20 protein-coding genes and 1 rRNA gene are annotated in these 25,853 nt (G+C 66.1%); 5 read left to right on the top strand and 16 right to left on the bottom strand.

Features of this window, described 5'->3' with window-relative positions:
• Positions 1–14 precede the first annotated feature (14 nt).
• From qhpC to peaA, 3 genes are all read right to left on the bottom strand, one after another.
• On the bottom strand, positions 15–338 hold the full coding sequence (qhpC, locus tag CAG33_RS23150; protein ID WP_033061173.1) for a quinohemoprotein amine dehydrogenase subunit gamma: 324 nt from the start codon (positions 336–338) through the stop codon (positions 15–17).
• A gap of 1 nt (position 339) precedes the next feature.
• On the bottom strand, positions 340–1,770 hold the full coding sequence (peaB, locus tag CAG33_RS23145; protein WP_085640665.1) for a quinohemoprotein amine dehydrogenase maturation protein: 1,431 nt from the start codon (positions 1,768–1,770) through the stop codon (positions 340–342).
• 82 nt (positions 1,771–1,852) lie between these two features.
• Positions 1,853–3,433 (bottom strand): quinohemoprotein amine dehydrogenase subunit alpha, encoded by a 1,581-nt coding sequence (peaA, locus tag CAG33_RS23140; protein WP_085584597.1) that lies wholly within the window; start codon positions 3,431–3,433, stop codon positions 1,853–1,855.
• A 369-nt stretch (positions 3,434–3,802) separates the two neighbouring features.
• Here peaA and CAG33_RS23135 point away from each other — a divergent pair, with 369 nt between their 5' ends.
• Positions 3,803–5,749 carry an amidohydrolase gene (locus CAG33_RS23135; RefSeq protein ID WP_085640663.1) on the top strand — a complete coding sequence of 649 codons (1,947 nt, stop codon included), beginning with the start codon at positions 3,803–3,805 and terminating at the stop codon, positions 5,747–5,749.
• 155 nt (positions 5,750–5,904) lie between these two features.
• On the top strand, positions 5,905–6,261 hold the full coding sequence (locus tag CAG33_RS23130) for a hypothetical protein (protein WP_085584601.1): 357 nt from the start codon (positions 5,905–5,907) through the stop codon (positions 6,259–6,261).
• 311 nt (positions 6,262–6,572) lie between these two features.
• Here CAG33_RS23130 and CAG33_RS23120 read toward each other — a convergent pair whose 3' ends face one another.
• On the bottom strand, positions 6,573–6,773 hold the full coding sequence (locus tag CAG33_RS23120; RefSeq protein WP_085584605.1) for a hypothetical protein: 201 nt from the start codon (positions 6,771–6,773) through the stop codon (positions 6,573–6,575).
• A gap of 394 nt (positions 6,774–7,167) precedes the next feature.
• Between CAG33_RS23120 and CAG33_RS23115 the strand changes: the two genes are divergently transcribed.
• The gene (locus CAG33_RS23115) at positions 7,168–8,658 is read left to right on the top strand and encodes an aldehyde dehydrogenase (RefSeq protein WP_085630825.1); all 1,491 of its coding nucleotides are present in this window, start codon (positions 7,168–7,170) and stop codon (positions 8,656–8,658) included.
• A gap of 205 nt (positions 8,659–8,863) precedes the next feature.
• On the opposite strand, the gene CAG33_RS23110 is transcribed toward CAG33_RS23115, so the two are convergent.
• From CAG33_RS23110 to CAG33_RS23080, 7 genes are all read right to left on the bottom strand, one after another.
• A complete protein-coding gene (locus CAG33_RS23110; protein WP_085640661.1) occupies positions 8,864–10,162 on the bottom strand; it encodes an NAD(P)/FAD-dependent oxidoreductase in 1,299 nt (432 codons plus the stop codon).
• Positions 10,159–10,836, bottom strand: a complete 678-nt coding sequence (locus CAG33_RS23105) for a S8 family serine peptidase (RefSeq protein ID WP_085584611.1) — start codon at positions 10,834–10,836, stop codon at positions 10,159–10,161. The genes CAG33_RS23110 and CAG33_RS23105 overlap by 4 nt, the downstream gene beginning before the upstream one ends.
• Positions 10,833–12,557 (bottom strand): ABC transporter ATP-binding protein, encoded by a 1,725-nt coding sequence (locus tag CAG33_RS23100; RefSeq protein WP_085640659.1) that lies wholly within the window; start codon positions 12,555–12,557, stop codon positions 10,833–10,835. The genes CAG33_RS23105 and CAG33_RS23100 overlap by 4 nt, the downstream gene beginning before the upstream one ends.
• The gene (locus CAG33_RS23095) at positions 12,557–14,461 is read right to left on the bottom strand and encodes a sigma-54-dependent Fis family transcriptional regulator (protein WP_085584615.1); all 1,905 of its coding nucleotides are present in this window, start codon (positions 14,459–14,461) and stop codon (positions 12,557–12,559) included. The genes CAG33_RS23100 and CAG33_RS23095 overlap by 1 nt, the downstream gene beginning before the upstream one ends.
• 186 nt (positions 14,462–14,647) lie before the next feature.
• Positions 14,648–15,673, bottom strand: a complete 1,026-nt coding sequence (locus CAG33_RS23090) for a histone deacetylase family protein (RefSeq protein WP_085584617.1) — start codon at positions 15,671–15,673, stop codon at positions 14,648–14,650.
• Positions 15,674–15,875: 202 nt separating this feature from the next.
• Positions 15,876–17,105, bottom strand: coding sequence for a Zn-dependent hydrolase (locus CAG33_RS23085; RefSeq protein ID WP_085640657.1), 1,230 nt, complete (start codon positions 17,103–17,105; stop codon positions 15,876–15,878).
• 20 nt (positions 17,106–17,125) lie between these two features.
• Positions 17,126–18,436, bottom strand: a complete 1,311-nt coding sequence (locus tag CAG33_RS23080) for an MFS transporter (RefSeq protein WP_085640655.1) — start codon at positions 18,434–18,436, stop codon at positions 17,126–17,128.
• Positions 18,437–18,597: 161 nt separating this feature from the next.
• Here CAG33_RS23080 and CAG33_RS23075 point away from each other — a divergent pair, with 161 nt between their 5' ends.
• Entirely contained in the window at positions 18,598–19,533 is a 936-nt protein-coding gene (locus tag CAG33_RS23075; protein ID WP_085640653.1) for a LysR family transcriptional regulator, read from the top strand.
• On the opposite strand, the gene CAG33_RS23070 is transcribed toward CAG33_RS23075, so the two are convergent.
• From CAG33_RS23070 to CAG33_RS23060, 3 genes are read right to left on the bottom strand one after another with little or no spacing between them, the layout of a single operon-like run.
• Positions 19,527–20,456 carry a glyoxylate/hydroxypyruvate reductase A gene (locus CAG33_RS23070; RefSeq protein WP_085640651.1) on the bottom strand — a complete coding sequence of 310 codons (930 nt, stop codon included), beginning with the start codon at positions 20,454–20,456 and terminating at the stop codon, positions 19,527–19,529. The two genes, CAG33_RS23075 and CAG33_RS23070, sit on opposite strands and share 7 nt — an antisense overlap.
• 8 nt (positions 20,457–20,464) lie before the next feature.
• Positions 20,465–21,220 carry a class II aldolase/adducin family protein gene (locus tag CAG33_RS23065; protein ID WP_085640648.1) on the bottom strand — a complete coding sequence of 252 codons (756 nt, stop codon included), beginning with the start codon at positions 21,218–21,220 and terminating at the stop codon, positions 20,465–20,467.
• 8 nt (positions 21,221–21,228) lie between these two features.
• A complete protein-coding gene (locus CAG33_RS23060; RefSeq protein ID WP_085640646.1) occupies positions 21,229–22,530 on the bottom strand; it encodes an MFS transporter in 1,302 nt (433 codons plus the stop codon).
• A gap of 155 nt (positions 22,531–22,685) precedes the next feature.
• Here CAG33_RS23060 and CAG33_RS23055 point away from each other — a divergent pair, with 155 nt between their 5' ends.
• Positions 22,686–23,645, top strand: coding sequence for a LysR family transcriptional regulator (locus tag CAG33_RS23055; RefSeq protein WP_085640644.1), 960 nt, complete (start codon positions 22,686–22,688; stop codon positions 23,643–23,645).
• 12 nt (positions 23,646–23,657) lie between these two features.
• On the opposite strand, the gene mrdA is transcribed toward CAG33_RS23055, so the two are convergent.
• Together mrdA and rrf are read right to left on the bottom strand one after the other, a co-directional pair.
• Positions 23,658–25,550: a penicillin-binding protein 2 gene (gene mrdA / locus CAG33_RS23050; RefSeq protein WP_085584632.1), complete on the bottom strand. Its 1,893-nt coding sequence runs from the start codon at positions 25,548–25,550 to the stop codon at positions 23,658–23,660.
• A gap of 214 nt (positions 25,551–25,764) precedes the next feature.
• Positions 25,765–25,853, bottom strand: a 5S ribosomal RNA gene (gene rrf / locus CAG33_RS23045); the annotation flags it as partial.

The following is a 25,853-nucleotide window of genomic DNA, read 5'->3' as shown; positions in this document are numbered from 1 at the left end:
CTTTGTCTGACCGATCATTTGTCTTTGGGGAAGACGGTGCCGAGGTTGCGCCAATTGTCGTTGGACGCCTGGGCATCCTTGTTCCAGTCCGGGTAGGTGCTCATCATGTCCGGCACCTGGGCCGGCCACCAGCACGGGTCGGAGCAGCCGTACAGGTCCGCCTCCATCGGCTGGCACAGCGACGACACCCCGCCGAACGCATCGATTTCCCAGCCCGGGTCCGTGGTCGAGGCGCAGCCGGCGACGGAACTCATCGCCACCACCTCTTCGATGCGGTTCTCGGCCGCGGCTTGATCGAGCTTCTGCGCTTTGTTGTTGATTGCCTTGAGATGTTTCATGTCAGTGAGCCTTGCGCGGAGTGATGTAGCGGCTGATGAACGCAGGGTTGACGGCCATGATCCGGGTGTAGACCTCGATGCCGAAGTCCACCCAGTCACGCATCAGTTCGCAGTAGTGATAGGTGGGGTGGGCCGGATCGCCGTAGCGGGCGTAGCTCTCGTGGTAGCAGCCGCCGGAGCAGAGGTTGCGGATCCGACAGTCGTGGCAACCGGTGCCGGTGCGGTCCAGGCGCTGGGACAGGAAGTCGTTCAGTTCCACCTGTTTCACGCCGCCGTGAACGTTGCCGAACGTCGGCAGCGACGAGCCGGTGAAGCGGTGGCACAGGTTCAACTCGCCCTTGTGGTCGACCGCCAGCATCTTCAGCCCGGCGCCGCACGGCAGCGCTTTCTTGTGGCCCTCATGGATGTCGGTGATCAACTGGTGCAGGTTGGAGAAGCCGATGTTGCGGTGCTCCAGCGCCGCCTCCAGGTAACGCCGGCCCAGCTTCTTCATGTTGGCGAACACCTCGACCAGCTCGGCGCCGGTGAGGTTGAAGCTGCTGATGTCGCCCGAGGTCACCGGCGCGAAACCGACCTCGGCAAAGCCCAGCTCGTTGAACAGGTGATCCCAGATGGTCTCGACGTCGGTGACACCGGTGGTCAGCGTCACCCGGGCGCCGACCGGGCGGCTGTCGTAGCGCGACAGCAGCATCTGCGCCTTGCGCCGCACCACGTCGTAGGTGCCCTGCCCGCCCACGGTGATGCGGTTGCGGTCGTGTACGGTCTTGGGCCCGTCGATGCTCACCGACAAGCCGAAGCGGTGGGCGTTGAGGTAGTCCACGGTCTCTTCGGTGAGCAGCGTGGCGTTGGTGGTCATGACGAATTCCACCGACTTGCCGGCCTCGCCGAAACGCCTTTCGCAGTAATCGACCATGTACTCGATGAGTTTGCGGTTGCTCAGCGGTTCGCCGCCGAAGAACACCACGGTGTACCGCTCTTCGTCCGGCGACTCGCGCAGCAGCATTTCCACCGAGGCGACGGCGGTCTCCACGTCCATCTTCTTGCCGGCGGACGGCTTGTCGAGGTCTTCCTTGTAGAAGTAGGTGCAGCTCAGGTTGCAGCCGGTATTGACGTTGAGCACCACGGTGTTGATGGCCGTGCGCTCGACCCGTTTGGCGGCGATGTCCGGGGTCAGCGGCGAGCCGTCGCTGACCAGCTCCAGCGAGATCAGCTCGCGCAGGGTCTCGTGGATCGCCTCGCCGTCGAACTGCGCGCCGAGGCGCCGGACCAGGTCTTCCGGGGAGCAGCCGGAACCGCGCAACGCATCGATGATGGTGCCGGTCAGTTCATCGCTGGCGAACAGCGAACTGCTGGGGATATGGAACAGCATGCGGTCGGCGTCGACGTGCACTTCGTGCAGGTTGCGTTCGACCAGATTCAAGATGGCGCCCATTGCAAACCTCCTGTGCAGGCCCCGCTTGGCGGGGCCGGCGGTCATTCCTAAAAGTGTCTGAAGCTCGTGCGTTCAGGCCGTCTCACGGAATGGGTGGATTGTTCCAGCGCTGCACGGTGACGATCAGGTGACCTTCGCCGGTCAGGGACTTGCCCGCATCGTCGACGGCGGCGATCACCTTGAGGTTGCCGGCATTGTTGGTGGACATCTTGCGCGCCGGGTTCGGCCCGGCATCGCCCGGTGTGAACACGCCCGCGTCGCCCTGCATGGTGCCGGCGAACTTGACGTCTTCGTCCTCCTTGGCGCGCTCGTCGAAGGCTTCGACTTTCCATTGCGCCGGGAACACACCGATGCGGTACGGCTTGCCGTCGGCGCCCTTGCCCCAGGCTTCGGCGTCGAAACGGCCTTGGACTTTCGGCGTCGAGCCGCCGCCCTCGCCGATCCGCGCCACCGAAAACGCCGGCACCACCTTGACCGAGTCGACCGTGCCGTACACCGCCAGGCTCGGGCCTTTCAGGCCGCCGACGCTGACCGTTCGCAGGCCCGGCAGGGCATCGGCCGCCGCCTTGACCTTGACCTTGATCCGGTCGGCGTCCTGCTCAAGCACTGCAAGCACCTGCACGCCCTTGCCGAAGTCCGGTTTGCCGTTCAGGCCGCTGCCGATCAGGGTCACTTCGGCCTCGCCGCCGGCCTTCACATACCCCGGCTGCACCGCCAGCAGACGCTGGGAGCCCTGTTTGGCGGCAACGAAATCCAGGCCCCGCTCATCGTGCTCGGCCTCGAACATCCGGCCTTGCATGGCCGAGCCCTGGGCGGCGAACACCTGGCGCAGGGTCACGCCGTCGACGGTGACGTTGCCGCGCCATTCGTAGCCGCTGTAGAGGATGGCGCTGCCGTCGCCGTTGAACGGGCTGCCGTCGGCGTACTGGCCTTTGACGCTGACCTTGAAGGTATCGCTGCCGTCGGCGGTGACGCTCATCACCCCGGCCAGTTCGCCCTTGCCCGGCAGGTGGCCGCTGAAGCTCCAGTCCCCCGCCAGCGCCGCAGCCTTGGGTGCGGTCTTGAGCCAGGCCTGCCACGCCGGATTGTCCAGCGCATAACGCTTGGCCAGCAGCGGCACCATCTCTTTGCGGGCGATGTCGAACCAGTCGCGGTCACGCGCCAGCGCCTGGTACTCCAGCGACGGCCATTGGCCGAGGTGGAAGTTCACCAGCCGCTCCCATTCCTGGGCCGGGCGCCGTTGCAGGGCCACGCGCGCGCCGGAGTGGCAGCGACCGCACATCTGCGCGGTCTTTTCGTCGAACTGCTCGACGGTGTTGAGCCGCCGCTCCAGCGCATAGCGCACGCCGTCGGTTTCGCTGGGCGCCAGGCCCTGGGTGTCGGCCAGGTACTTGACCAGCGTGCGCCGGTCCTCGTCGCTGATCTGCAGGCCGTGCATGGTCTGCATGCGGGCGATGCTCATCAGCCAGCCTTCCGGAGTCTTGCGCTGGTGGCTGATGCGGCTCAGTTTGTCGCCGGCTTCAGGGGTGTGACAGCCCTGGCAGGTTTCCCTGAGGATGGTCTGGGCGTCGCGGGCTGCCAGGCTGTGCGGCGAATGCAGGGCCACGCAAGCGGCCACGGCCAGCAGGCTGGCGCCCATGCCTGATCGGAGTCTTCTCTTCATCAACGTCGAACCTCGCACGGTGCTTTCTTATTGTTGTGGCTTGTCGTTCTTATGGTTTCGCCGTCGGCGGCGCTGCGCGGACGGAGGCAAGCGAAACGTCTGAGCTGAGCAATACACAGAGCGTGCCAGCTTGCGGACAGGCTTTGCGATCAAGCAGTTACGTGCACACCGCAGCGTCCGTACCCTGCCGGCGACGGGCCCGCGCGTCCCATTTCGCGACAGCTGTTGCAGTGTGAGACAAGCACAACGGCCACGTCTGCGGCGCCGCGACCGACGACTGACACCCCGATATCAAAGTGCCTGCTACGCTTGCTGTTCGCACAGCCAGTGCGTCACGCCTCACACCACCGAAAACCTGAGGAATGGATCATGGGATCACATGGAAAGGGTCACGGCTGCACCCATTGCGGCTGCGAAAACCCGGTATGGAACGCACTCAAGCACACCGTCGACCTCAAGGCCTTCGCCGGCAAGGCCGCCGGGCTGCTGCCGGAGCCCGGCAGCGAATCGCTGGTCTTCACCGGCGGCACCATCTACCCCTTGATTGACGGCAACATGACCCAACGGGTCGAAGCGCTGGGCATCCACGGCGGCGACGTGGTCGCCTCGGGCAGCCTGGCCGAGGTGGAGGCCCGCATGAAAGCCCGGGGCATCCGTTACCAGACCCGCTCGCTGGGCGGCAAGACCCTGCTGCCGGGCCTCATCGAACCGCACGCGCACATCGTGCAGTCCTGCGTCATGGAAGGCTGGGAGGACCTGGGGCCGATCGAGGAGAAAACCCAGAAGCTCAAAGATCCCTATGACTGGGCCTGGCTCAAGGCAAGGATCCAGGACAGACTCGGCACAGCGGATTTCGCCGATCGATCGCGCTGGTTCCTGGGGCGCATGGTCGACCCCGCGCTGATGCCGTTCACCGAATCCGGGCAGCCGGGCGTGCTGAACACGCTCACCGCGTTCTACTGCAAGGCCGATTTCGCCAAGGACGCCGACACCACCGGCAACCTGGACAGCATCGTGTCCGAGCGGCCGCTGCTGCTGATCAGCGCCTCCATGCACACCGTCTACCTCAACACCGCCGCCTGCGACGTGGTGTATCACCATCAGGACAAGGCCAGCCAGGCGCTGCGCGACACCTACAAGACCTTTGAGAATTTCCTGTCGGTGACCAAGGGCAACCTGCAGGAAGAGGCCGGCATCACGCCCGCCCTCCTGTCGATCCCGCTGGTGCAGGCGCTGGACGTGGTGAACATCTTCAAGTACATGAAGGACTACTTCCATACGGCGTCCAGCCGCGGCATCACGCTGCTGTATGACGCGATGGTGGACCCGACCTCCAAACTGATCCTGGAAGCCTACGGCCTGACCCACCCGCGCAACCTGCGCATCGGCTATGCGGCCTCCTGCAACGGCGTGGACTTCAGCCACATCCCACCGTACAAGCCGGTGACCAAGGAAGCCGCCCGGCACTTCTACCAGGGCTCGGTGAAGCTGGTGTCGGATGGCTCCAACCAGGGGCTGACCGGCTATCAGGCCACACCGTACTGCTGCAAAACCGACCGGCCGGTGGGCAACTTCAACTTCTGCGACCCAGGCCCGGACAACACGACCCCTGAAGCTCTCCCCGACGCCTACCAGACCACCCTCAACAACGCCGTGGCCACCGGCTGGCCGCTGATGATCCACGCCAACGGCGACCGGGCCATCGAGTTCACGCTGCAGGCCTACAAGACCGCGCTGAAGGGCAAGAGCGGCCTGGACAAGCGTCACCGCATCGAACACTGCTCGCTGCTCACCCCGCGCACCCTGGATCAGTTGCAGAGCGTGGGCATTTCCCCAAGCTTCCTGATCGGCCACGTCGGCTACTGGGGCTACGCGTTCGAGAACGCCATTTTCGAAGACAAGGCCACGCGCATGCTCGACCTGTGCCAGGACGCCCTGGACCGGGGCCTGCGCATCTCGCTGCACAGCGACTGCACCGTCACGCCGCTGGGCCCGCTGCGCTCCATGGAACAGGCCGTCACCCGCAAAATGGAAGGCAAGCGTGAGAACGGCAAGTTCGTCACGGATGCCGCCCGCCAGCCGGTGCTCAACGAAGGCCAGTGCCTGACCCGGCAGCAGGCACTGAAAGCCATCACCTACGACGCGGCCTGGCAGTGCCATGCCGACCAGTGGGCCGGCTCGCTGAAGGACGGGCATTTCGCCGATTTCGTGATCTTGGACGACGATCCGCTCGACGAAAAAGTCCCGGCCAGCAAGATCCGTGAAATCACCGTGAGGGAAACCTGGAAGGGCGGACACAAAGTCTTCGCCCAATAACCGCCGCTGACGGCGCGGACGTCCGGCTGGCAGGCCGTACGTGCGCGCCCGATCAGCGGCAACCGGTCACAGGGCAGTTCATCGCCCGGCGATTGACGTACCCCCCGTCCCGGCGCGAAATGGTTGTTCACCCAGTGCTGACAGGGAGATGCGTCATGGCAAACATCACGGTCCTGGCGGGGGATTTTCTGCAAGGTGACGGCGTGTACCGGGACGGAAGCCTTACGCTCAGGACAACGTTGCACCCATGGCCGGGCCTTACCCTGCCGCTCTCATCGATCAAGACCCTCGAAGTCGCCAACGAGGAGTCGATCAGCAACTTCAAGGACGCCATCGGCTACGGCGTGGCCGGGGCCATGCTGCTGGGCCCCATCGGCGCCATCGCCGGGTTCATGCTCGCCGGCCACGAAACCGAAGTGACGTTCCTGGCGACCCTCAAGGACCGGCGCCGCCTGCTGATCGCCGCCGACAGCGACACCTACCAAGAGATCTCCCGCCAAGTCGCCTGCTGAATATTCCGCCAAGAGCCCTCTGGCACCTGATTGTCCTTCGTTGTGCCTGCCCGGAATCGGCCTTCACCCGTTCCGGGCGCGTTCGATCCTTACCAGGCGCTAGCGAACAGGCTTGTCTGGATGCACCTCGTACCGTGCGCCCGGCTCGCGACAGGCGAGCCCTTGCTCTGCCGGAACCGCCCCGCTTGCCTGCTTCCTGTCTCTTTGGCGCTGCCTCCGGTTGGCCGGTGGGGACATACGCAGATCCCTGTAGACCGCAAAGGCGATCAGCAAAAGAATGCCAAGCGACCACAAGGACAAGATCAGAACCGTCATAAATCCTCCTCAAGTACCGCGACCACATAGGACGCAACGATCACAAAGAAGCTGACGACAGCCATCGAGGCCCCCGTACGAACCTCTTCAGCCTCGACCACGTCGCCGATCAACAAAGCCGCGGCCCCCGTCACCATGAATCCCGTACCGATGCACAACAGCAGGTTGGTCATCCATCGAATGGTTTTGTTGTTCATCGACATCCTTGCCAGACATTCTCCCGCCAACTCCGTGGCAGGGTTCACCGCATGACGGCAATCGGGAATCCGCCCCCCATGCCGCCTGCGAAACGTTCATGGAGACGAAAGGTAGCGTCGGCCCCTTGAATCCACCAGCCGGATTCAACACTCGGACACACAATCGCGCCCTCGACCGATCATGCCCAGCGGGATCCGGCCCAGGCTGAACGGCGGCGCCCCGTATCCGGCATCTCACCGACTGTCGCGTTTTGCGACAAATCCCCTCCTTCTAGCCCGTCCTGCTCCGCGCCAGTGCACAGCCACACCCGCTTACAGCCCTTGGCACGGCCATTGCGACTGCCATTGCGAAAGCCCCCCTCCCGATCCCATCGAACAACAAGAGGTTCTCGCCATGCCCCTGCCGTATCTGCTTCCCGCCACCTCGGCCTTCATCCAGCGTCCGCCGCGCATGCTGATCGGCGGCGACTGGACCGAAGCCGCCGACGGCCAGACCATGCCCCTGCACAACCCGGCCACCGGCGAGGTGCTGTGCGTGGTGCCCCGGGCCACGCCGGAAGACGTCGACCGTGCCGTGCTGGCCGCCCGGCGGGCCTTCGACGATTCGGCCTGGAGCCGCACCCGCCCTCGGGAGCGGCAGAACCTGTTGTGGAAACTCGCCGACCTGATGCAGCGCGACGCCGAACTGCTGGCCCAGCTGGAATGCCTGAACAACGGCAAGAGCGCGGCGGTCGCGCAGGTGATGGATGTGCAGTTGGCCATCGACTTCCTGCGCTACATGGCCGGTTGGGCGACCAAGATCGAAGGCACCAGCGTCGACGTGTCGCTGCCGTTGATGCCCGGCGACCAGTTCCACAGCTTCATCCGCCGTGAAGCGGTGGGCGTGGTCGGCGCCATCGTCGCCTGGAACTTCCCGCTGCTGCTGGCCTGCTGGAAACTCGGCCCGGCCCTGGCCACCGGCTGCACCGTGGTGCTCAAACCCGCCGACGAAACCCCGCTGACCGCCCTGAAACTGGCGGAGCTGGTGATGGAGGCCGGATACCCGGAAGGCGTGTTCAACGTGGTCACCGGCACCGGCATCACCGCAGGCGCAGCCCTGACCCACAACCCGCTGGTGGACAAGCTGACCTTCACCGGCTCCACCGCCGTGGGCAAGCAGATCGGCAAGATCGCCATGGACTCGATGACCCGCGTCACCCTGGAGCTGGGCGGCAAGTCGCCGACCATCGTCATGGCCGACGCCGACCTCAAGACCGCAGCCGCCGGCGCGGCCAGCGCGATCTTCTTCAACCAGGGCCAGGTCTGCTGCGCAGGGTCGCGCCTGTATGTGCAGCGCAAGCATTTCGACAACGTGGTGGCCGACATCAGCGACATCGCCAACGCCATGAAACTGGGCAACGGCCTCGACCCGAGCGTGGAGATGGGCCCGCTGATTTCCGCCCGCCAGCAGGAGCGGGTCTACCGCTACATCGAAACCGGCCGGGACAGCGGCGCGACCATCGCCTGCGGCGGCGAGCAGTTCGGGCCGGGGTTCTTCGTCAAGCCGACGGTGATCGTCGACGTCGATCAGAAGCACCCGCTGGTGCAGGAGGAAATCTTCGGCCCGGTGCTGGTGGCGATACCGTTCGATGACGAAGCCGACGCACTGCGCATGGCCAACGACAGCCCCTACGGCCTGGGCGCCAGCATCTGGTCGAACGACTTGGCGGCGGTGCACCGGATGATTCCGCGGATCAAGTCAGGTTCGGTGTGGGTCAACTGCCACAGCGCGCTGGATCCGGCGCTGCCGTTCGGCGGCTACAAGATGTCCGGGGTCGGGCGGGAAATGGGCTACGCGGCGATCGAGCATTACACCGAGCTGAAGTCGGTGTTGATCAAGCTGTAAGGCTTTCGGTGCCTTCAAGGGCCTCTTCGTCGGTGCGCAGCTGCCAGCGATGGCGGCCTGTCCGGCACATCGGAGCTGGATGCGCCGCCTTCGCGGGCAAGCCCGCTCCCACAGGTTTCAGCTGTGATCTCGGACTCTGCATTCACCTGAAATCCCTGTGGGAGCGGGCTTGCCCGCGAAGAGGCCCGGCCTGCCGACACACGGCTCAAGGCTTGAACCCTTGGGCCAGCAGCCAGCCGCGCACCGCCCGCCCCTGCTCCGCCGTCAAGTCGGCCAGCACCTGCTGCGCCGGCTCGGTGCGCAGCCGTCGCATCAGCGGCGCCACTTCGACGCCGTGCACATGCCAGATCCCCAACGGCTGATCCGGCGTGACCACCACCTCGGCCTCATCGACAAACCCGTCGCGCAACACCGGCATCCGCTCGATCCGCAGCGCGGTGAAGTCCGCCGCCGCGTGAGCCTCCTCAGCATCCGGCCACTGCTGCCGCGCCTGCCAGAACGGCCGGTCCGCCCAGCGTCGCTCATCGGCATAGAAATCCCGGCCGATGCGCGCGAAGCGCAGGAACAACTGCTCCACCCGCTGCCGGTGAAAGCGCTGCGCCAGCGCCGCCCGTTCCGGCTTGCGCAGCAGCGTGTTGATCACCGCCGGCGCCTGCAAGGCCGACGACAGCGACTGGAAAATCCCGTTGCCGGACAACGGATCCACCGCCATCGCCGCATCGCCGACGCGGATCCAACGCTCGCCGCACACCTGCGGCGCCAGGATCGCCGTGCTGCTGCGGGCATGCAGCTGCAGGTCGGTCTCGGCGTCGTCAGCGAAGAACATCCGCGCCAGCGGCGATGACCTGCGCCGCTCCCGGCAGTGCTCCAGCAATTGCGCCTTGGCCGGCAATTGCGCGCTGTTCACGTCCACCGTCCACTGCCAATAACACTGGCCGTCGGCCCGACGCGCCATCCAGGCCCAACCCTCCTCCAGGCTTTCCACGGCGCTGGCGGTCGCGCCCGGCGTCCCTTGCCAGCGATTGAGCAGGCTGACCGTCTCCGGCCCGCGCACGCCCTTGCCGGACGCCGGCGCCTGGCGTCCGCGGGCCTCCACCAGAAAATCCGCCGCCAGCGCCTGACCGCCGTCCAGTTCGACCCGCTGGCCATCCGCCGAAGACTGCACGCTCAGCACCCGACCTTCGACCACCTCGACACCGGCCAGGCGCAAGTCTTCGCGCAACCCCCGGTCGAAGGCCGGGCGATCCAACAGCCATTCGATGTTCTGTGCATGCCGCTGACCGTTCCAGATCACCTGCCGTTGCGACGGCAACGTCGCCTCCGCCAGCGCCCGATTCAGGCTCGCGCCGCGCAAGGCCTCCAGCACCCGCTGCGACACGCCTTCCAGCGCCGCGAAGCGCCGCCATTCGCTGACCAGCGTCACCGCGTGGCCCAAGCGCCGCAGCCCCAGCGCCACCGCCGCACCGGCCGGCCCCGCACCGAGAATCACGATCCGTGCGGTCATGGGCCGAGCCGCCGCTCAGGGCCGCGATAGCAGGCGTTGGCCCGCAGCCAATCAAGCACCTGGCCGTTGCTCGCCTCGGGATGGGCCGACAGGAAGGCGCCGATGTGCCCGCTCAACGCCGCACACCCGAGGCTGGCGCCGGACTGCCCCGGATGCGTGCCGTGCACGCACGCGGCGAAATCCGCCTGCGCGCTGTCGAGCCACGACCATTGTCCGTCCGTGCAGCGGGCGTCGCCGGTCACCCGCAGCACCTGCGGATAGCTGGCCGGGAATACCGCCGCGCCCTGGGCCGGGCTCGACGCGCACACCAGCACCCCACGTGCCACTGCCGCCGCGCAGGCTTCGCGCAACAGGCTGCGGTCCTGGCGCAGGCCGAGGCTCAGGTTGATCAGACGCACGTCCTGCGCCACCAGCCAGTCGATCGCTGCGGCAATCTGCAAGGCGCTGGTGACGCCACGCCGGTCGAACACTTGCGCCACGCACATCCGCGCTTCCGGAGCGCGGCGGCTGATGGCGTCGAACACGGCGGTGCCGTGGCCCAGGGGATCACCCTGCAGCGCCGATTGCGTCAGCCCCTCGTCCGCCAGCACAAAACGCTGCCCGACCAGCACCCGGTCCTGCTGCGGCGCCGAATGCCCGCTGTCCACCACACCGATCCGCAACTCAGGCATCATGCCGCACCGTTCTCAAGGCAGGTCTTGCACACCAGGACGCCGTCGGTCAGCTCGAAGCGCAGGTCGGCATCCGCCAGCGTCGAAGGCCGATGGCTGATCAGGATCCGCGTACGGCCGGCAAACAGGCGGTCGATGGCCTCGATCACCTCGCGCTCGGTGGCTTCATCCACCGCCGAGGTGGCCTCGTCGAGCACCAGGATCTGTGGATCCTGCAACAGTGCCCGGGCGATGGCGATCCGTTGTTTCTGGCCGCCGGACAATTGCTGGCCGCGCTCGCCCAACGGGCTGTCGAGGCCTTCGGGCAACGTGTCCACCAGGCTGTCGAGCTGCGCCAGCCGCGCCACCTCGGCCACCGCCTCGCGGCCGGCATCCGGCACTGCGTAGGCCAGGTTGTCCGCCAGGCTGCCGCGAAACAGCACAATGTCCTGACTGACCACGGCGATGCGCCGACGCAACGCGAACAGGTCCAGTTCACGCAGATCCACCCCACCGAGCAGCACCCGCCCGGACTGCGGATCGTGGTGGCGCTGCAACAGATCGATCAGCGTGGATTTGCCGACACCGGACGCGCCGCTCAAGGCCACCTTCACCCCGGCAGGAATCGTCGCCTCGATCCCGCGCAAAGTGCCCGTCCGCCCAGGGTGGCTGAAGTGCACCTGCTCGAAACGCAGTTCGCCCGAGGCCGGCAGCGGTTGCGGCGCGTCCGGCGAACGCACGGTCGGCGCTTCGCCGCGCAGCTCCATGACCCGGCCGAGGCTGACGGTCATGCGCTGAATCGCCACGTACAGCCCCAGCAGGCTCTGCACCGGCCCGACGGCCATGCCCAGATAGGTGGAAAACGCGATCAGCGCGCCCAATTGCCAGGTGCCCTGCACCACCCAATAGCCGCCGATCAGGAACGCGCAGGCCCGGGACAGCGAGGTCAGCGTCCCCGGCACCGCTTGGGTGAAGAACTCCGTGACCTGCAGGCGCAGCAGCTGATCCATGTAGCCCTGCCCCAGGGTTTCCAGGCGCCGCGCCTCGCGTTGCTGCTGGCCGGCGGACTGGATGAACTTCATCACCGGCAAGGTCTCGACCATGAACGACGACATGTCCGCCGAACGCTCGCGCAAATGCCGCACATCGCGCTCGACCTTGCGCCGCATCCAGCGCAGCCACACGACGTCGAGCGGAATCAGCACCAGCGCCAGCAGCGAGAGCTTCCACGACAGCGTCAGCAGCATGGCAATGGCCGCCACCAGCCCGATCACGCTCGACACCGCCGAGAACAGCGAGTCCACGGCAAAGCGCTGGATCTCCGCGACGTCGCCGTCCAGCCGCGACATCAGGTCGCCGATGCGCCGCTGGCCGTAGAAGCCCGGCGACAGGGTCTGCAAATGCCGGTAGAGGTCGTCGCGCAGGGCGAACAGGATCCGCCCGGACAACCGCGTGTGCAGGTAGCGGTTGATCCCCGACAGCGCCGTGCCGAGCAGCCCGGCGACGATCATCAGCACCGCGATCAGCACCAGCACCGGGAAATTGCGCGCCAGCAGGCCGTCGTCGATCAGCAGCTTGACCAGCCACGGCTGCACCAGCACCAGCAGCGACGCGCACACCGACAGGGCCAGCAGGCCGGCAATCGCCCAGCGCTGCGGCCGCACGAAACCGTACAGCCAGCGCAGCGCCGCCTGCAGTGCCGCAGGGTTCTGGCTGTCGATCAGGCGCACGATCAGGCGCTGCATCACGGGCGCAACTGCTTGAGTTTGCGGTACAGGGTCGCGCGGCTGATGCCCAGGGCGTCGGCGGCGGCCGAGACATTGCCCTGATGGGTGTCGAGGGATTGGCGGATCAGGTCCAGCTCATTCTCGCGCAGGCTGCCGGCCTGGGGCTTGTCGATGTCCGTCAGTTCGTCCAGCAGGCTGTCGGGCAGATGATCGAGGGTCAGCACGGTCTCGCCCGGTTCGCGCATGGCCAAAGCGGTGCGCAACACCATTTCCAGTTGGCGGATGTTGCCGGGCCAGTGATAGGCGGCGAACAGCCGGGCCAGCTCATCGTGCAGCACCGCGTGCGGCGCATCGAGCTTGCCCAGCAGGCGGGCGACCAGCGCGCTGAAATCATCGCGCTCGCGCAGGGCCGGCAGCTTCACGCTGATGCCGTTGACCCGGTAGAACAGGTCTTCGCGAAACTGCTTGTCCTCGACCTGGCGCTTGAGGTCACGGTGGGTGGCGCAGATCAGCGCCACGTCGATGTCCTGTTCTTCTCCGGCGCCGAGCGGCGCCACCTTGCGGTCCTGCAGCACCCTCAGCAGCCGCGCCTGCAAGGCCAGCGGCATGTCGCCGATCTCGTCGAGGAACAGCGTGCCGCCGTGGGCCTGCTGCAGGCGCCCGACCATGCCGCCCCGGCGCGAACCGGTGAACGCGCCTTCGCGGTAGCCGAACAGTTCCGATTCGATCAGCCCTTCGGGGATGGCCGCGCAATTGACCGCGACGAACGGCTTGTCGCAACGGCTGCCGGCCATGTGCAGGGCACGGGCGACCACTTCCTTGCCGGTGCCGGTTTCGCCCAGCAACAGCACCGGCAATTCATTGGCCAGGCCTTGGCGGGCCATGCGCAGGGCGCGGGCGTAGCGGGCGTTGCCGCCGGACAGGGCGTCCAGGTCCGGTTGCGGCTTGGCGGCTTTCGCCACGCTGCGCGGCGGGCCGCCGAGGTTGACCGAACGGGCCGGGGCACGCAGGGTTCTGTAGAAGAATTCGCCCTTGGCGGTCTGCACGCTGCCGACCCCGCCCTGTTGCAGGCGGCTCAGCAGTTGCACGCCATCGACGCCGAGAAACTCTTCGCAGCGCCGCCCCACCAGCGCCCCGCGCTCGGCCCCCAGCAATTGGCAGGCCTGGGCGCTGACCGCCAGGATCTGCCCGCCGAGACTGACCGCCAGCAACCCTTGCCACGGCGATTCGAGGTACTGCCGACGGCTGTGGAACGCCAGCACGATCTGATCGGGAAAGCTGTTGCGGAACACCCGGCTCTCGATCTGGCTGACCGCCAGGCTCAGCAGCGCGGTGCTGTCGTGCACGCGGCCGAGCGGGCCTTCGCGGGTCAGGTCGAGGACGCCGAGGATGTCGCCTTGAGGACAGCGGATCGGCACCGAGGTGCAGGAGAAATCGGTGAGGCGGTCCAGGTAATGCTCGCCGCAGTCGATCAGGGTCGGCCGGGCCTCCACCAGCGCCGTGCCCAGAGCATTGGTGCCGCGCGCCGCTTCGCTCCAGCAGGCGCCGAGGGTGATGTCCTGCAGGCCGCTGCCCTTGAGCCGGTCGGCGCGCCCTTCGACCGCCAGGATGGTGGCGTCGGCGTTGGCGAGGATGATCAGGCCTTCCTTGCCTTGGCGCTCGGCCAGGTAGTCGATGGCCGGCGTCGCGGCGTCGATCAGCAAACGGTTGCCCGCCAGCAGCACCTCCAGGCTCGCGCCGGAGGCCAGCGCCAGCTCATGCTTGGCGTTGAAGTGCACGCCGTGGCTCAGGCTGCGCCGCCACGAGGCGTCGATCTCGGCACGCAGCACGCCGTCGGGGACTTGCCCCTCCAGGTGCAGGCGTTCCCGGGCCAGGCGGGCTTCGGGGTGGGGCTTGGGGCCGGTGTTTTTTATTAGAGTCATCAAGCGCTCCGGAGCGGTCCGCTTTGCGCTTTTTCAAGCGTCCTGACGCCAATGTTTACGTTAACGTCAGGACGATGGCAATAGCCTTATGGCGCCTGGGTTGCGGCATTGAATGAACATACCGGGTTTAACCCAAGTCCGCAGAGAGAGCAGGTGGTTTGTCCTGTGGCGTCCTCACCGACAAACTCAGCGCTGCCACACCTGGGCATTCACAAAGAACGCCCGCGCATTGTCCTCCAGGCTCTCCAGGTGATACCCGCCCTCCTGCACGATCAGGCACGGCAAGCCCAGGCTGCGGATGCGCTCGCCCAGCGCGGCGAACCCTTCACGGGTCACCGCCACCTTGCTCTGGGGGTCGAGCTCATAGATGTCGAACCCCAGCGACAGCACCAGCACCTGCGCCCCGAACCCGCGCACCGCCGCCAGCGCAATATCCAGTTGAGCGAGGAAGTCCGCCTCGCTCGCCCCGTGGGCCATCGGCAGGTTGAGGTTGAAGCCCTCCCCCGCACCGGTGCCGCGCTCGTCGGCGAACCCGGCCACGCCCGGGTAGAAGTTGGTCGGGTCGCCGTGCACCGAGACGTAAAGCACGTCATCGCGGTCGTAGAAGATTTCCTGGATGCCCTGGCCGTGGTGCATGTCGGTGTCGAGCACCGCGACCTTGCCGAAGGCGCCGCGCAGCACCTGCGCCGCCACCGCCGCGTTGTTCACGTAGCAGAAGCCCCCCGCCGCTTCGGCACGGGCATGGTGCCCCGGCGGACGGCACAGGGCGTAGGCCGCCGGTTCGCCATCGATCAGCGCCTGGGCACCGGCCACCGCGCACTGCGCCGACCAGTAGGCCGAGCGCCACGTCTGTTCGCCGACCGGGCAACTGCCGTCGGCCAGGTAGCGCGCGGCTTGGGCGAGGACGCCGCGCAAGGCGTTGGGCTCACGCACGAAGATGTTCGACATCACTTCGTCGCCCCAGTCTTCGGGGATCTCTTTCCAGCGCGCATGGGCTTCCTGCAGGAAGGCCAGATAGGGCGCGCCGTGCACCGCCAGCAACGGCGCGAGGCCGGCATCGGCCGGTGGCTCGACGGCAAAGCCCAGACCGTGGGCGGCCTGGACCAGCCGCTGCGCGCGCTCGGGGACTTCCTGGGGCGTGCGCATCTGCCCGCGTGAGTAGTAGCTGCGAGGATGGTGGAGCAATTGTTCGGGGTGGAAAAAACTGCGCATGGGGTGAAATTCCTGTCTGTCCGCTTAAGGCATGCAGTCGGCTGCGATCCCTTGTGGGGGCCAGCCTGCTGGCGATAGCGGTGTGTCATCGAAATGAGGGGTGTCTGATCGGGCCCTATCGCCAGCAGGCTGGCTCCCACAGTTTTGTACGCGGTTCCTGTGGGAGCGGGCTTGCCCGCGAAGGCGTCGGTCAGGGCGCTACTCAGTCAGCCCGCCCGGCACGGGCCAGCACGGCGTTGAGCAACACATCGGTGCCCTGGCGCACGTCGTCGGGCAGCACGTCTTCGGCCTCGTTGTGGCTCAGGCCGCCGACGCACGGGATGAACACCATCGCCGTCGGGCAATGCCGGGCCAGGTGGATCGCGTCATGACCGGCGCCGCTGACGATCGGTTGCTGAGCGTAGCCCAGCGCATCGACGGCCTCCTGCACCGCCGCCACGCACCCGGCGTCGAACGGCGTGGCCGGGCTGATCCAGTGCGGCGTGACGGTGAGGGTCAGGCCCCGTCCGTCGGCGATCGCCTGCAAGCGTGCGCGCACCTGAGCTTCCATCGCCGCGATGGCATCGTCGCGGTGATGACGCAGATCGACGGTGAAGTTCACCAGGCCCGGAATGGTGTTGCGCGACGACTTGCTGATGGACAGTTCGCCCACCGTGGTCAGGCCCTCGGGCGCGAAATCCGCCGCCAGCCCTTCGATGGCCTGGATCATCCGCGCCACGCCGTACAAGGCATCCTTGCGCAGCGCCATCGGCGTGGTGCCGGCATGGGCGGCCATGCCTTCGACCCGCACGTCGAGCCAACGGATCGCCTGGCCGCCCGTCACCACGCCGATGCTCTTGGCGTTGTCCTCAAGGATCGGGCCCTGCTCGATGTGCGCCTCGAAATAGGCGTCGACCTTGCCGCCCAACGGACGGTTCCCGGCATAACCGGTGCGCTGCAGGGCCTGGGCGACGCTGATGCCGTCGGCGTCGCGCACGGCCAGCGCGGCGTCCAGATCCATGAGGCCGGTGAACACCGCCGAACCGAACATCGCCGGGGTGAACCGGGCGCCCTCCTCGTTGGTCCACACCGCCACCTCCAGCGGCTTGCGGGTGCTGATGTTCAGGTCATTGAGGCGGCGCACCACTTCCAGCCCGGCGAGCACCCCATAGACGCCGTCGAAGCGTCCGCCTTCGGGCTGGGTGTCGAGGTGGCTGCCCATCATCACAGGCGCGGCGTCCGGGTCGGTGCCGGGGCGGCGGGCGAACAGGTTGCCGATGGCATCGACGCTCACGGTCATGCCGGCCTCGCGGCACCAATGGGCGAACAGTTCGCGACCGGCCTTGTCTTCGTCGCTCAGCGCCAACCGGCAACTGCCGCCCCGGGCCGTCGCACCGATTTCGGCCATGGCCATCAGGCTCGCCCACAGGCGTTCACCGTTGATCTTCAGCATGAAACTCTCCAGAACAGTCATCAGGCGCGGACCGTTTCCGCGCGGTGGGCAAGGGCGTGACGGCGCGCCAGCGACAGCACGCAGACCAGCGAAACGGCGGCGATCAGGCTGTAGAACACCGCCATCGGCCACCACTGGCCGGTGAACCGGTGCGCCAGCATCGTGCCGATCAGCGGCGTCAGGCCGCCGGCCAGCGCGCCGCAGACCTGATAGGCCAGCGAGATCGCGGTGTAGCGCACGCGGGTCTCGAACATGCCGCTGACGTAACCGGCGATCACCGCATAGAACGAGGCCATGCACACCACCGCCAGGGCGATGCCGAGGATGATCAAAGGCGCCTGGGCCGAGCTGACCAGCACGAACATCGGGTACGGCGACGCCATCGCCAGCAGCGACACCAGGCACAGGAACCGCGTCGCGCCGATTTTCTCGGCCATCCACGCCGCCAGCGGCTGGATGCAGAACTGGATGATCGCGACGAAGAACAGGCACTCCAGGATCAGCGAGCGCGGCAGCGCCAATTGCTGGGTGGTGTAGGCGATCATGAAGGTGTTGGTGAAATACACCCCGGCGATGCCCAGGGTGTTGGCGCCGATGCACAGCAGCAGCGGCCGCCACGCGGTGCGCAGCACTTCCATCACGGGTGCCTGTTCCTTGCGGGCCTGCTGCCGGGCCTGCTCGCGGCCGGCGAGGAACTCCGGCGATTCGTTCACCCCCAGGCGAATGGCCAGACCGACCACCAGCAACAATGCGCTGGCCAGGAACGGCACCCGCCAGCCCCAGCTCATCAAATCTTCCTCCGGCAGACGGGTCACGGCGCCGAACGCCAGCAGCGACAGAATCAGACCTGCCGGACTGCCCAACTGCGCAAACGACGCGAAGAAATTGCGCCGGCCTTTCGGCGCATGCTCGCCGGCCATCAGCACCGCCCCGCCCCACTCGCCGCCGACGGCGATGCCCTGGACGACCCGCAGCAGGATCAGCAGCACCGGCGCGGTCGCGCCGATCTGCGCATAGGTCGGCAGCAGGCCGATGCACACGGTGACCACGCCCATCATCAGCAGCGTGACGACCAGCGATTTCTTGCGCCCGATGCGGTCGCCGATGTGGCCGAAAACGATCCCGCCCAAGGGCCGGGCGAAGAAGCCCACCGCGAAGGTGCCGAAGGCGGCCATGGTGCTGAACAGCGGATCGCCGGAGGGGAAGAACAAGGCGCCGAACACCAGCGCGGCGGCCGTGGCGTAAATGTAAAAGTCGTACCACTCGATCATCGTGCCGATGAAGGCGGCGGCCGCCGCACGGCGCGGCTGGTTCGAAGCGTGGGGCTTCATGGGTCGGGCTCCTTTGGTTATTTTTCTGGCAGGAGTTGAACGGCAAATCGCGGCGCTCTGCTGGCGCCTGTCGTGGAGGGATTTATCGTTCCGGGGCTATGATCAGTCAATTTTCTATTTATTATTCCGATTATTACGCCACCTTATAATCGAGGGCCGCCATGGCCGAACGCGACCTGCAACGCCTGCTCAACGACCGCCTCGACTGGAACCTGCTGCGCACCTTCCGCGTGATCGGCCAGGAACTGAGCATCAGCCGCGCCGCCGCGCGCCTGCACCTGACCCAACCGGCGGTGAGCCAGGCCCTCAAGCGCCTGGAAGAACAACTGGGCCGCCAACTGATCGCCCGGCGCGGCCCGCGCTTCGCCCTCACCGAGGTCGGCGAACAGCTCTTGGCGCTGGCCGGCGAAATCTACGGACAGGTGTCCCAGGTCAGCAGCCTGCTGGGCGAGCCGGCGGACGAAGTGATCGGCAAGGTGCGGCTGTTGATCATCAGCCGGATCTTTTCCCAGCGTTTCGACGATTTTCTCGCCGACTTCCACCGCCAATTCCCCCGCGTGGACCTGGAGGTGGAGGTGATGCGCAGCTCGGACATCGTCAGCGCCCTGCAAGAGAAGACCGCGACCTTGGGCCTGAGCCTCAACCGGCGTGCGCAGCCGCGCCTGGAACAGCGCCTGTTCCTGCGCCAGCGCTACGCGTTTTTCTGCGGCAAGCACCACCCGTTGTTCCGACGGCAGGACGTCAGCCAGAGCGATCTGCAGCGCGAGAACTTCGTCAGTTTCACCAGCGACCAGATCGGCGGGATGCTCTCGCCGCTGACCATTTTCCGTGATCAACAAGGCTTCAGCGGGCGCATCGTCGCGTCCTCGCCGAGCCTGGAGGAAGTCCGGCGACTGGTGATCGCCGGGTTCGGCATCGGCTGCCTGCCGGAACACGTGGTGGCGGCGGACGTCGAGGCCGGATTGCTCTGGCGCCTGCCGCCCCACGAGGGGATCGCCGATGTCGACATCCACATGCTGTGGAACCGCGAGCAACGCATGAGCCGCGCCGAAACGCTGTTCATCGAACGCTTGCAGGCGTGCCTGGCGGATCAGTAACCCAGCAGGCGGTCCGCACTGTTCAGCAGCGGCTCGCCGGCGTTCAGGCGCCGGACGTTCTCGGCGATCTGCTCGGCGATGCAGTCGTGGGACGCCGCCGACGCCATGTGCGGCGTGACGGTGACGCCGGGGGTCGTCCACAACGGATGGTCGGCGGGCAGCGGCTCCCGTTCGAACACATCGAGCAGCGCGCCGCGCAGTTTTCCGCTGGCCAGCGCCCGTTGCAGGTCATCGGCATTCAGGTGCGCGCCGCGCCCGACGTTGACCAGCGCGGCGCCATCGGCCAGGCGTTCGAACGTGCGGCGGTTGAGGATGCCCCGGGTTTCGGCCGTCAGCGGCAGCAGGTTGACCAGCAGCTCCACCCCATCGAGGAACGTATCGAAGGCCCCGGCGCCGGCAAACGTCTGCACCCCCGGCAACGCCTTGGCGCTGCGGGCCCAGCCGCGCACGCCGTAACCGGCGCCGGCCAGATCCTGCGCAATTGCGCTGCCGAGCGAACCGAGCCCCATCACCCCGACCCTGAAGCGGTTCGCCGGACGTTGCGGCGGGCGCTCCCAATGTCGGTCCGCCTGATGGTCGAGCACCCGGTCGAATCCCCGGTGATAGTGGATCACCGCCCAGCGCACGTATTCGGTCATGCCTTGGCGGTGGCCGGGATCGACCACCCGGCACACCGGCAGTTCCGGACACGACGGGTCGTGCGCCAGGTGATCGATGCCGGCGGCCACCGAATGGATCACCTGCAGGTTCGGCAACGCGCCCAGGCTACCCGGCAACGGAAACCAGCACGCCGCCACCTGCGCCTGGATCGCCTGCGGATCTTCGGCCAGCACCGCCGACAAGTGCGGCGCACGACGGGCGAAGGCGTCCTGCAATTGCGCGAGCAGCAGCGTGTCGCGGGACAGCAGCGCGACGGTGTTCATGTCGGCGCTCAAGATGTGTAGGACTCGCGCTGGGACTCGATCAGGGTCAACGCGGCCTGCCAGGCCAGGTCGATGATGTTGTCCTGCTCGTCACGGTCGAACTGCTCGGCGGTGTGGGCACAGACCTCCGGCGACGGGAAGTGAAGTTCCGAGCCACCGGCCAGTGCCTGCACCTGGGCCTGGCAGGCGCGCTCCAGGAAGTGGATTTCCTGAAACGCCTGGGCCACGCCGGAACCGCCCACCAGCAACCCGTGGTTGCGCAGGATCATCGCCCGGTGCGGGCCGAGATCGGCGATCAGTCGCTCGCGCTCGTCCAGCGACAGCGCGATGCCTTCGTAGGTGTGGTAAGCCAGTTTTCCGTAGAACTTCAGCGCATGCTGGCTGATCGGCAACAACCCGTGCTTTTGCGCCGCCACCGCCATGCCGGCGGCGGTGTGGGTGTGGATCACGCAGTTCAGGTCCGGACGCGCCATATGGATCGCCGAATGAATGACGAAACCGGCGGCGTTGACCCGGTGCCCGGCGTACGCGGAGTCGACGATGCGGCCGTTCTGGTCGATGCGCACCAGGTCGGAGGCGCGCATGCGGTCGAAAATCACCCCGTAGCGGTTGATCAGGAAATGATGCTCCGGCCCCGGAATGCGCAGGGTGATGTGGGTGTCGATCAGGTCGGTCATGCGAAAGTGCGCGATCAGGCGATACAGCGCGGCCAGTTCGCAGCGCGCCTGCCATTCGACCGGGTCGGTTTGGGCCGTTCTACTCATAAAAGCACTCACGAATACACCTCTTGGTTGGAATGAAGGACGGCGGGATTGGCGCGCAACCGGGCGAGGCCGCAGACGCCGATCAGGGACAGGGCCGACAGCAGCGTGAAGAACACCGCCAGCGGCAGCCACTGCCCGGAGAACTTGCTGGCCAGCAGCGTGCCGATCAGCGGCGTGGTGCCGCCGGCGACCGCGCAGCTCAACTGATAGGCGATGGAAATCCCCGAATAGCGCAGATGCACCGGGAACGCCTGGGTCATGTACCCCGCGACCACCGCATACAGCGCCGACAGGATCACTACCGCCACGGCGATGCCGAGCGTCATCAACACGATGTCCTGGGTGCCGACCAGCAGGAACATCGGGTACGGCGTGACCATGCACAGCAACGCGACCAGCGTCAGGAAGCGGCCCTCGCCGATGCGCTCGGCCAACAGCGCGGACAGCGGCTGCGACAGCAACTGAATGACCGTCACCAGAAACAGGCAATCGAGGATCGTCGCCCTCGGGATGCCCTGATACTGGGTGACGTACGTGATCATGAAGGTGTTGGTGAAGAAGAACCCGGCCGAACCGATGGTGACGGCGGCGGCCGCGAACAGGATCTGCCGCCAGCACTGACGGATCACATCCTTCACCGGGTGCCGGGCGGTCTGGTGGCTGGCCTTGGCTTTGGCGAACTCCGGCGACTCGTGCACGCCGGAGCGGATCATCAGCCCGACCGTCATCAGCACGCCGCTGGCCAGGAACGGCAGACGCCAGCCCCAGGCCAGAAAGTCCTCAGGCTCCAGCGACGTCACCAGGCGGAATGCGATCAACGCCAGCAGCAACCCGGCGGGGCTGCCCAGTTGCGCGAACGAGGCATAGAACGTCTTGCGCCCGGCCGGCGCATGCTCGCTGGCCATCAGCACCGCCCCGCCCCACTCGCCGCCGACGGAAATGCCCTGGATGAGGCGAAGCACGATCAGGCCCGCGGGCGCCCAGATGCCGACGCTGGCATAGCTGGGCAACAGGCCGATGCCGGTGGTCGCCAACCCCATCAGGGCCATGGTCACCAGCAGCATTTTCTTGCGTCCGAGGCGGTCGCCCAGATGGCCGAACACCATGCCGGCCATGGGGCGGGCGATGAAGCCGACGGCGAAGCTGCCGAACGCGGCGAGCGTGCTGGTCACCGGATCGCCGCTGGGGAAAAACACCTGTCCGAGCACCAGGGCGGCGGCCGTGGCGTAGATGTAGAAATCGTAGAACTCGATGGTCGTGCCGATGAAGGCAGCGGCGGCGGCACGGCGCGGCTGAGCGGTGGTGTGCATGCAAGAACCCTGTGTATTTATAGTTTTGGGCAGGTGTCGAAGCGGCTGGCGGTGGCGCTCTGTGGCGCTTGTGGGCTTTATCGCTTCCGTGAAAGGATTAGTCAATTTTCAAAAACTTATCCTTACTATTAGCCTTGCTACTACATGGAGCGTGCATGACCTCGACTTCCACCCCTTGGGCGGGCCGCCGCTTTCTCAACGACCGCCTCGACTGGAACCTGTTGCGCACCTATTTGGTGATCGGCCAGGAAGGCAGCATGAGCCGCGCCGCCGCCCGGCTGCACATCACCCAGTCGGCGGTCAGCCAGGCGCTTAAACGGCTCGAAGAGCAATTGGATTGCGTGTTGATCGCCCGCAGCGGTCGGCGGTTCGACCTGACGGAAACCGGGGAAGAAGTCTTGCGCATCGCCGCCGACATCTACGGCGACATTTCACGGTTGGGGACGGTGGTGGAGAATCGCCACGACGACGTGGTCGGCAAGATCCGCATCCTCACCGTCAGTGGTGTGCAGGCGCGGCATTACGATGACTTCCTCGCCGATTTCCATGAAACCCACCCGAAAATCGAGCTGGAAGTCGAAGTGATGGGCAGCTCGGACATCATCAGTTCTCTGCTGCAGAAAACCGCCACGGTGGGCGTCGGCCTGTGTCGCTTGCCGCAGCCGCGGCTTGAGCAGCGGGTGCTGTTCCGCGAGCGTTACGCGTACTTTTGCGGGCAACGGCATCGACTTTTCGGACAGGAGAATCTGACCCTTCAGCAGCTTGCGGCGGAACACTTCGTCAGCTTCACCAGCGACCAGCTCGGCGGCAACCTTTCACCCCTGACACTGTTCCGTGACCAGCAGGGCTTCACCGGCAAGATCGTTGCCTCATCCACCAGTTTCGAAGAGATTTACCGCTTGATCTGCGCAGGGTTCGGCATTGGTTGCCTGCCGGTTCACCTGGTGCGGCGGGACGTCGAGCAAGGTCTGCTCTGGCGTTTGCCGCCGGAAGAGGGGGTGGTGGATTTCGATATACAGCTACTGTGGAACCGCGAGCAGAAGATGACCCAGGCCGAGACCGTGTTCCTCGACAGCTTCCAGCACATGCTCAGCCTGCGTGAGCCTGTGCTGTAAGCCTTTGCCGGCTCAGACGTGAGGATCGCCCTGGGGCTTGGTCGGCGCGGCGTACTGCGGCTTGAGGTGGCCGTCCTGATCGAGCAGCCAGGCATCCATGATCTGCCGCACCACGGGACCTGCGACCCGACCGCCCGCCTCTCCGTTCTCGATCATCACTGAGATCACGATCTGCGGATGCTCCGCCGGGGCGAAGCCGACGAACAAGGCGTTGTCGCGGTGACGTTCCAAAGTCTTCTCGCGGTTGTAGCGCTCGCCCTGCTTGATCGCCACCACCTGCGCCGTGCCGCTCTTGCCGGCGATGCGGTACTGCGCGCCGGCCGCCGCCGCACGGGCGATGCCGCGGGCATCGTGCATCACCATCTGCATGCCGTGGTTGACCTGTTCCCAGTCACGCGGATCCTTGAGCCGGATGTTCGGCATCGGGTGTTCGTCCACCGGCGCGACACCGTCGACCGTCTTGGCCAGGCGCGGGCGGTTCCACACGCCTTTGTTGGCGATCAGCGCCGTGGCCTGGGCCAGTTGCAACGGCGTGACCTGCATGTAGCCCTGGCCGATGCCGAGAATCACCGTCTCACCCGGGAACCAGGCCTGACGGCGGGTGGCGCGCTTCCAGGCCTGGGAAGGCATCAGGCCCGGCGACTCCTCGAACATGTCCAGCGAGACCTTCTCGCCAAGGCCGAACATCGCCATGTAATCGTGCAGGCGGTCGATGCCGAGCTTGTGCGCCAGGTCATAGAAGTAAGTGTCGTTGGAGCGCATGATCGCGGCATCCATGTCCACCCAGCCGTCGCCGCTGTGGTTCCAGTTGCGGTACTTGTGATCGTAGTCAGGCAGTTGGTAGTAACCGGGATCGAAGACCCGGGTCTGCGGCGTCACGATGCCAGCATCGAGCCCGGCGATGGCCACTTCCGGCTTGATGGTCGAGCCCGGCGCATAGAGGCCCCGCAGCACGCGGTTGAACAGCGGCCGGTCGATGGAGTCGCGCAGCGCCGAGTACTCTTTGGAGCTGATGCCCGTCACGAACAGGTTCGGGTCGAAGCTGGGGTTGCTGACCATGGCCAGCACCTCACCGGTGGCCGGATCCAGCGCCACCACCGAACCGCGCCGGTCCCCCAAAGCCGCTTCGGCCGCTTCCTGGAGCTTGACGTCCAGACTCAGGACGATGTTCTTGCCCGGCACCGGATCGGTATGCTTGAGCACACGCAGGACACGGCCTTGGGCGTTGGTCTCGACTTCCTCATAACCGACGTGGCCATGCAGCTGCGCCTCGTAGAAGCGCTCGATGCCGGTCTTACCGATGGACTGGGTGCCGCGGTATTCCACGGAATCGAGGGTCTTGGATTCTTTTTCGTTGATTCGACCGACATAGCCGATGGAATGGGCAAAGTGCGCACCCAGCGGGTAGTGACGGACGAACTGCGGTTCGACATCCAGGCCCGGCAAGCGGAACTCGTTCACCGCCAGTACGGCGATCTGTTCCTCTGTCAGCTCGTAGAACAACGTCACCGGCGTGAACGGGTGGCGTGACTGCTTCATGGCCTTGTCGAACACCGTGCGGTCTTCGGCGGGGAGGTGCAGGAGCTCGATGACCTCGTCCAGTTCCTGGCTGACGTTGGTGGCGCGTTCCCGGGTGATGGTCAAGTTGTAGCTGGGGCGGTTGTCGGCCAGCAGTACGCCGTTGCGGTCATAGATCAGGCCGCGGGTCGGCGGGATCGGCAAGACGTGTACGCGGTTGTTTTCCGAGATGGTCGAGTGGTAGTCGAACTCCACCACCTGCAGGATGTACAGGCGCACCACCAGTGCGCAACTGATCGCAAAGACAAACAACGCGCAGGCGATCAGCCGTTTGTTGACCAGGCGCGTCTCTTTCTCGTGATCCTTGATCGGAATGGGTTCGGGCATTTCTGCAGCCACTCTTTGACAAAATGAGCGCCGATCCATGGGCGTGACATCAGTCCGTTAAAAAACGAGCTGCACCATACCAAAAACTGCCGGGTCACTTCAGAAGGAATTCCTTCAACGGTGGTGCCGGTGCGACGGCTGGATGCGTCCAGAAACTTTCCTGCGGGCAAAACAAAACCCCAACCGCTTTCGCAGTTGGGGTTCCGGAATTTAATCTTGACGATGACCTACTCTCACATGGGGAAACCCCACACTACCATCGGCGATGCATCGTTTCACTTCTGAGTTCGGGATGGGATCAGG

It is taken from the genome of Pseudomonas sp. B3(2017), assembly GCF_002113595.1.
In the GTDB taxonomy this organism is placed as follows: Bacteria; Pseudomonadota; Gammaproteobacteria; order Pseudomonadales; family Pseudomonadaceae; genus Aquipseudomonas; species Aquipseudomonas ekonensis.
Note: the sequence above shows the minus strand (reverse complement) of the source record. Positions and strands in the feature narration are given on the sequence as shown.

Bases quoted from the DNA above. Each gene is read 5' to 3' on its own strand.
- qhpC (WP_033061173.1), bottom strand. From the start codon at position 338: ATGAAACATCTCAAGGCAATCAACAACAAAGCGCAGAAGCTCGATCAA.
- peaB (WP_085640665.1), bottom strand. From the start codon at position 1,770: ATGGGCGCCATCTTGAATCTGGTCGAACGCAACCTGCACGAAGTGCAC.
- peaA (WP_085584597.1), bottom strand. From the start codon at position 3,433: ATGAAGAGAAGACTCCGATCAGGCATGGGCGCCAGCCTGCTGGCCGTG.
- CAG33_RS23135 (WP_085640663.1), top strand. From the start codon at position 3,803: ATGGGATCACATGGAAAGGGTCACGGCTGCACCCATTGCGGCTGCGAA.
- CAG33_RS23130 (WP_085584601.1), top strand. From the start codon at position 5,905: ATGGCAAACATCACGGTCCTGGCGGGGGATTTTCTGCAAGGTGACGGC.
- CAG33_RS23120 (WP_085584605.1), bottom strand. From the start codon at position 6,773: ATGAACAACAAAACCATTCGATGGATGACCAACCTGCTGTTGTGCATC.
- CAG33_RS23115 (WP_085630825.1), top strand. From the start codon at position 7,168: ATGCCCCTGCCGTATCTGCTTCCCGCCACCTCGGCCTTCATCCAGCGT.
- CAG33_RS23110 (WP_085640661.1), bottom strand. From the start codon at position 10,162: ATGACCGCACGGATCGTGATTCTCGGTGCGGGGCCGGCCGGTGCGGCG.
- CAG33_RS23105 (WP_085584611.1), bottom strand. From the start codon at position 10,836: ATGATGCCTGAGTTGCGGATCGGTGTGGTGGACAGCGGGCATTCGGCG.
- CAG33_RS23100 (WP_085640659.1), bottom strand. From the start codon at position 12,557: ATGCAGCGCCTGATCGTGCGCCTGATCGACAGCCAGAACCCTGCGGCA.
- CAG33_RS23095 (WP_085584615.1), bottom strand. From the start codon at position 14,461: ATGACTCTAATAAAAAACACCGGCCCCAAGCCCCACCCCGAAGCCCGC.
- CAG33_RS23090 (WP_085584617.1), bottom strand. From the start codon at position 15,673: ATGCGCAGTTTTTTCCACCCCGAACAATTGCTCCACCATCCTCGCAGC.
- CAG33_RS23085 (WP_085640657.1), bottom strand. From the start codon at position 17,105: ATGCTGAAGATCAACGGTGAACGCCTGTGGGCGAGCCTGATGGCCATG.
- CAG33_RS23080 (WP_085640655.1), bottom strand. From the start codon at position 18,436: ATGAAGCCCCACGCTTCGAACCAGCCGCGCCGTGCGGCGGCCGCCGCC.
- CAG33_RS23075 (WP_085640653.1), top strand. From the start codon at position 18,598: ATGGCCGAACGCGACCTGCAACGCCTGCTCAACGACCGCCTCGACTGG.
- CAG33_RS23070 (WP_085640651.1), bottom strand. From the start codon at position 20,456: ATGAACACCGTCGCGCTGCTGTCCCGCGACACGCTGCTGCTCGCGCAA.
- CAG33_RS23065 (WP_085640648.1), bottom strand. From the start codon at position 21,220: ATGAGTAGAACGGCCCAAACCGACCCGGTCGAATGGCAGGCGCGCTGC.
- CAG33_RS23060 (WP_085640646.1), bottom strand. From the start codon at position 22,530: ATGCACACCACCGCTCAGCCGCGCCGTGCCGCCGCCGCTGCCTTCATC.
- CAG33_RS23055 (WP_085640644.1), top strand. From the start codon at position 22,686: ATGACCTCGACTTCCACCCCTTGGGCGGGCCGCCGCTTTCTCAACGAC.
- mrdA (WP_085584632.1), bottom strand. From the start codon at position 25,550: ATGCCCGAACCCATTCCGATCAAGGATCACGAGAAAGAGACGCGCCTG.